A 4,356-nucleotide genomic window follows, 5' to 3' on the forward strand; every position below is an offset into this window, starting at 1 on the left:
AAAATTATATCTACATACAAGGTCATATGTTAGACCCCATTAGTACAGTGATTGGTTACAATTGGCCTACGGCTTATGGGGTACGTTCCAAACCATATGATTCATTACATCCGTTAATTCTACCCCTCAGAGAGATGGGGGGAGCGATCATCGGCTATAATCCTAGTACCCATAATTGTTATGCTGATGCAAGTGCTAAGTGTAAAAATGATTACGGTTCATTTGATTTTATAAAATTTTATTCCACGAGAACAGGGAACAAAAAATGAAAATACGATTTAACTTATTGAGCCTGCTCATTCTATTAAGTATTACTGGATGTGATATGGACAAATCTCCTCCAGGGGAAGTATATGGGTGGATCAAGCCAGGAGCAGACTTTACCGAGGTAGGAAAAGCATTGCTAGAATGTGGCATGCCACACCTTAATTATCTTGAGGCTGAAAATCAAAAGCTCAGCAATAATGATAATGCAACAATTTATGCTTGTATGATTCAAGCAGGATTCCGTGACAGATATGGCGGTCCATCTTGGTGTGTGAATCATTGGAGGGAAAACCTTCCGATTTGTCGACCAGGCGCGGTCATTCCGAAACGAAGTGTTGAAAAGCGCTTAAACAGCCCTTTTTGTAAAAAATATAAAAATGCGGATGAATGCCAATCTTAAGTGATGATCAACAATCCGCCATCCTTGCCTTTGCTTGGAATGGCGTGATTGTTTCCTCACTTTCCATTATTTAACGGATGAAGAAAAGCAGCATTTACAAGCTGGTTTTGATGGCAAGGTGCATGTGTCCCTCAATGGCATTTTTACCCCACCCTATGAGGCGGCTGTTTATGCGGTTCAACATGCGGAGAATAAAAATGAACCGCTTTATTTTGTTGTGTTCCCAGAAGCTGATTCTGCTATCTCAGAACTTCTAGTCGCGGGCTATCAGAAGTTTATGGAAAATAACTTTTGGGGTTTGACCAATTCAACACAAGAAGCAAAAGATTTGATGTATAGCTATGGTCTTACAGGATTAGAACTTTATGGACATAGTCGCGGGACAATGACATTGGGGAATATGCTGAATTCTTTCAAACAAGAAGGTGTTCACGGTATAGCCAACGAAAACACGACTATCAATCTCTATGGACCAGCCTTTAATGTTTTAGTTGCAGCCGGTCTGTTAGGTTATGTGAGTGATGGCAAACAAACCACTATTGGTTTTGATGGGAATAGATATGACTTTGTAAGCAGAATTATTGGCGGCAATGGCTATACCTACGGGACACTCCCTGCTGGCAGTAACGTTTGGACAGAATGGTTGAGAGTGGCTACAAATCCCATAAGTTCCCATACCTGTCTTGGAGACGCGGGCGATAAGTGTAACGTGCGTTATGGCTCATCTCATCGTGAACAAGTTCCTTCAAGTAAATCATGGAGTAAAAAATGAAACAAACCTTAAAATTATTAAGTGCTGTAACTTTGTTAGGTATTGCAGGATGTCAGTTTAATAAAACTCCTGGGGGGTATTTGAGCGCGTGGGAGAAAAATGGTGTTACTGATTTTACTGAAATAGGAAAAGCCTTATTAGAATGTGGTATGCCAGCTCCTTATGATGTATTTCCAGAAAACAGAAATTTAAGCAACAATGCAATAGCAACAATTCATGCTTGTATGGTTCAATCAGGATTCCGCTATAAAGATGAAAGGGGGGGATGGTGTGTAAACCATAAAGCCGAAAATCTCCCGATTTGTCGTCCAGGTGCTGTTGTTCCACAGCGCAGTGTCAAGAAGCGCTTAAACAGCCCGTTTTGTAAAAATCATCCAGAACAATATGAATGCTATCCTTAAGTCTTTCTTGTGATGATCAACAATCTGCCATCCTTGCCTTCACTTGGAATGGCGCGATTGTTTCCTCACGCACATTATTTAACGGATGAAGAAAAGCAGCATTTACAAGAGGGTGCTGATGGCAAGGTGCATGTGTCCTTTAATGGCATCTTTACTCCACCAGAGGAAGCCGTTGTTTATGCGGTTCAACATGCGAAGGATAAAAATGAACCGCTTTATTTTGTTGTGTTCCCAGAAGCCGATTCTGCTATCTCAGAACTTCTAGTCGCGGGCTATCAGAAGTTTATGGAAAATAACTTTTGGGGTTTGACCAATTCCACACAAGAAGCAAAAGATTTGATGTATAGCTATGGTAACACGGGATTGCATTTTGATGCCCATAGTCGTGGCAGTTTGACAGGCTTTAATATGATGAATTCTTTCAAACAAGAAGGTGTAAATGATGTAGCAGGCAATACAACGATCAGTTTCCATGGACCAGCGGCTAATGTTTTGGCGGCATCCGGTTTGTTAGGTTATGTGAGTGGTGGCAAACAAACCACTATTGGTTTTTATGGGCATAGATTTGACGTTGTAAGCAGATTGATTGGTGGCAATGGCTATGCTTATGAGACAATATCTGCTGGTAGTAACTGGTGGACAGAATGGTGGAGAGTGATCATGAATCCCATAAGCTCCCATACCTGTCTTGGAGATGTGGGTTATAAATGTAGATATGATTATGGTTCATCTCATCGTGAACAATTTCCTTTAAGTAAATCATGGAGTAAAAAATGAAACACATCGTAAAATTATTAAGTGCTGTAACTTTGTTAAGTATAGCTGGATGTCAGTTTAATAAGCCTCCTTCAGGATATTTGACTGCTTGGGAGAAACCGGGAGCAGATTTTACTGAGGTAGGAAAAGGCTTGTTAGAATGTGGTATGCCAACCCCTTATGATAAGGATCCAGAAAGCAGCAAGCTCAGTAATAATGCAATAGCAACAATTCATGCTTGTATGGTTCAATCAGGATTCCGCTATAAAGATGAAAGGGGGGGGTGGTGTGTAAACCATAAAGCCGAAAACTTGCCCATTTGTCGTCCAGGCGCTGTTGTTCCACAGCGCAGTGTCAAGAAGCGCTTAAACAGCCCTTTTTGTAAAAAATATAAAAATGCACCTGAATGCAAACCTTAAGTCTTGCTAGTGATGATCAACAATCCGCCATCCTTGCCTTCGCTTGGAATGGTGGGATTGTTTTCTCAACCAATCATCTCAATATTGTTCACCGTTGTTTTAAGCAGCGGTGACAGGAAATATCAACAGGTTTATGAGCTCTGTTTTATCGTAAATAAATCCATTGAAAGAGGGGAAAAATGAAGAAAATCTTAAAACTGTTGAGTTGCATGGCTTTGTTAAGTATCGCTGGATGTGACTCAAAGCCTCCTTCAAAATACTTTGTTATATGGCAAAAGCCAGATGCAGATTCTACTGAAGTAGCAAAAGCATTGTTAGAGTGTGGTAAGCCAACTCCTTATAATGTCGATACAGAAAATAGTGGATTAGGTTTCGGTGAATGGGCAATAATTCATACTTGTATGCTTCAATCTGGCTTCCACTATAGAAGTGAAAATGGAAAGTGGTGTGAAAATTGTCAAGATGATAGGATTCCGGTGTATCCTCTTAGTGGTTCTATCACGCCTCAGCGAAGTGTTGAGAGACGCTTAAATAGCCCTTATTGTAAAAAACATTCAGAACAACTTGAATGCCAGCCTTAAGTCTTGCTTCAGCAGAGAAAGCCTTGAATTTACACCAAATAAAGCACCAGGTTTGATGAGCTTGAGAAAGCCTTGTCCGTTCTTACGTGACAAGGCTTTCTTTTTATGCCGCGTCATTATAACGTTGCTGTTTTGCTTGCTCAATGACATTGATAAGATCTGATTGTAACCAACGCGATAAAAAACCAAATTTTAAAGGTTTTGGCAAAGAGCCATTGGTTACATGACGGCGGAAAGTTGAGACACTCATATGAAGCAATTTTGCACTTTCACGGTCTGTTAAAAGAATATCATTTTCTGTCATTCTAAAATCCTTTCACTATAAAAACAAATCATAATCATTTATTAACCACATTTTGGTTCATTTAGAAAGATGTTTTATTCATAGAAAACAATATTTTATTATACAATTTCTGATGTGATACGTGATGAATCTTATTGAGAAAGAATGAGAGAGAAGAGAGAGAAAGTTATCCACAGATAATGGGGTTATTCACCCCATATCTTAAGATTGACCAGTGACATAAGCCGCCCATTTATCCATATAAACGCGGCGCTGTTCTAGATAGTCAGTACGACGATAGGAGCGCTCTACTTTGCCGCCAACTGTATGACTTAGAATAGTTTCAGCGACCTCATAGGGGGCATCGGTTGTTTCAGCAAGCCAATCGCGTAAACTAGAGCGAAAACCATGCGGGCAGGCTTCAAGTTTATTGTCTCTCATATATTGAGCCATACACTTCTCAGCGAGGGGACCGCG

At 40.2% G+C, this 4,356-nt stretch carries 7 protein-coding genes and 2 pseudogenes; 7 read left to right on the forward strand and 2 right to left on the reverse strand.

The features are described 5' to 3' along the window. The 7 genes and pseudogenes from ACFINM_RS09395 to ACFINM_RS09425 all read left to right on the forward strand — a co-directional run. Positions 1 to 269, forward strand: a pseudogene (locus tag ACFINM_RS09395) (hypothetical protein); the annotation flags it as partial. After that, a complete protein-coding gene (locus tag ACFINM_RS09400) occupies positions 266 to 667 on the forward strand; it encodes a hypothetical protein (RefSeq protein WP_273791508.1) in 402 nt (133 codons plus the stop codon). The pseudogene ACFINM_RS09395 and the gene ACFINM_RS09400, both read left to right, overlap by 4 nt. Positions 668 to 701: 34 nt before the next feature. Then, the gene (locus ACFINM_RS09405; RefSeq protein ID WP_375641237.1) at positions 702 to 1,439 is read left to right on the forward strand and encodes a filamentous hemagglutinin; all 738 of its coding nucleotides are present in this window, start codon (positions 702 to 704) and stop codon (positions 1,437 to 1,439) included. Further along, the gene (locus ACFINM_RS09410; protein WP_375641239.1) at positions 1,436 to 1,840 is read left to right on the forward strand and encodes a hypothetical protein; all 405 of its coding nucleotides are present in this window, start codon (positions 1,436 to 1,438) and stop codon (positions 1,838 to 1,840) included. The genes ACFINM_RS09405 and ACFINM_RS09410 overlap by 4 nt, the downstream gene beginning before the upstream one ends. Before the next feature lie 12 nt (positions 1,841 to 1,852). Next, positions 1,853 to 2,617 carry a filamentous hemagglutinin gene (locus tag ACFINM_RS09415; protein ID WP_375641241.1) on the forward strand — a complete coding sequence of 255 codons (765 nt, stop codon included), beginning with the start codon at positions 1,853 to 1,855 and terminating at the stop codon, positions 2,615 to 2,617. Beyond that, positions 2,614 to 3,015 (forward strand): hypothetical protein, encoded by a 402-nt coding sequence (locus ACFINM_RS09420; protein WP_375641243.1) that lies wholly within the window; start codon positions 2,614 to 2,616, stop codon positions 3,013 to 3,015. The genes ACFINM_RS09415 and ACFINM_RS09420 overlap by 4 nt, the downstream gene beginning before the upstream one ends. A gap of 179 nt (positions 3,016 to 3,194) precedes the next feature. Further along, positions 3,195 to 3,596 (forward strand): hypothetical protein, encoded by a 402-nt coding sequence (locus ACFINM_RS09425; RefSeq protein ID WP_375641245.1) that lies wholly within the window; start codon positions 3,195 to 3,197, stop codon positions 3,594 to 3,596. A gap of 103 nt (positions 3,597 to 3,699) precedes the next feature. Here ACFINM_RS09425 and ACFINM_RS09430 read toward each other — a convergent pair whose 3' ends face one another. Next, a complete protein-coding gene (locus tag ACFINM_RS09430) occupies positions 3,700 to 3,900 on the reverse strand; it encodes an AlpA family transcriptional regulator (protein ID WP_004860538.1) in 201 nt (66 codons plus the stop codon). A 201-nt stretch (positions 3,901 to 4,101) separates the two neighbouring features. Continuing rightward, positions 4,102 to 4,356: pseudogene (locus ACFINM_RS09435) on the reverse strand (integrase); the annotation flags it as partial.

Origin of the sequence: Bartonella sp. AA168HLJHH, from assembly GCF_042197365.1 — a bacterium.
In the GTDB taxonomy this organism is placed as follows: domain Bacteria; phylum Pseudomonadota; class Alphaproteobacteria; order Rhizobiales; family Rhizobiaceae; genus Bartonella.

What these genes read in the sequence shown, in the direction of transcription:
- ACFINM_RS09400 (WP_273791508.1), top strand. Translation starts at nt 266, where the DNA reads ATGAAAATACGATTTAACTTATTGAGCCTGCTCATTCTATTAAGTATT.
- ACFINM_RS09410 (WP_375641239.1), top strand. Translation starts at nt 1,436, where the DNA reads ATGAAACAAACCTTAAAATTATTAAGTGCTGTAACTTTGTTAGGTATT.
- ACFINM_RS09425 (WP_375641245.1), top strand. Translation starts at nt 3,195, where the DNA reads ATGAAGAAAATCTTAAAACTGTTGAGTTGCATGGCTTTGTTAAGTATC.
- ACFINM_RS09430 (WP_004860538.1), bottom strand. Translation starts at nt 3,900, where the DNA reads ATGACAGAAAATGATATTCTTTTAACAGACCGTGAAAGTGCAAAATTG.
- ACFINM_RS09415 (WP_375641241.1), top strand. Translation starts at nt 1,853, where the DNA reads ATGATCAACAATCTGCCATCCTTGCCTTCACTTGGAATGGCGCGATTG.
- ACFINM_RS09420 (WP_375641243.1), top strand. Translation starts at nt 2,614, where the DNA reads ATGAAACACATCGTAAAATTATTAAGTGCTGTAACTTTGTTAAGTATA.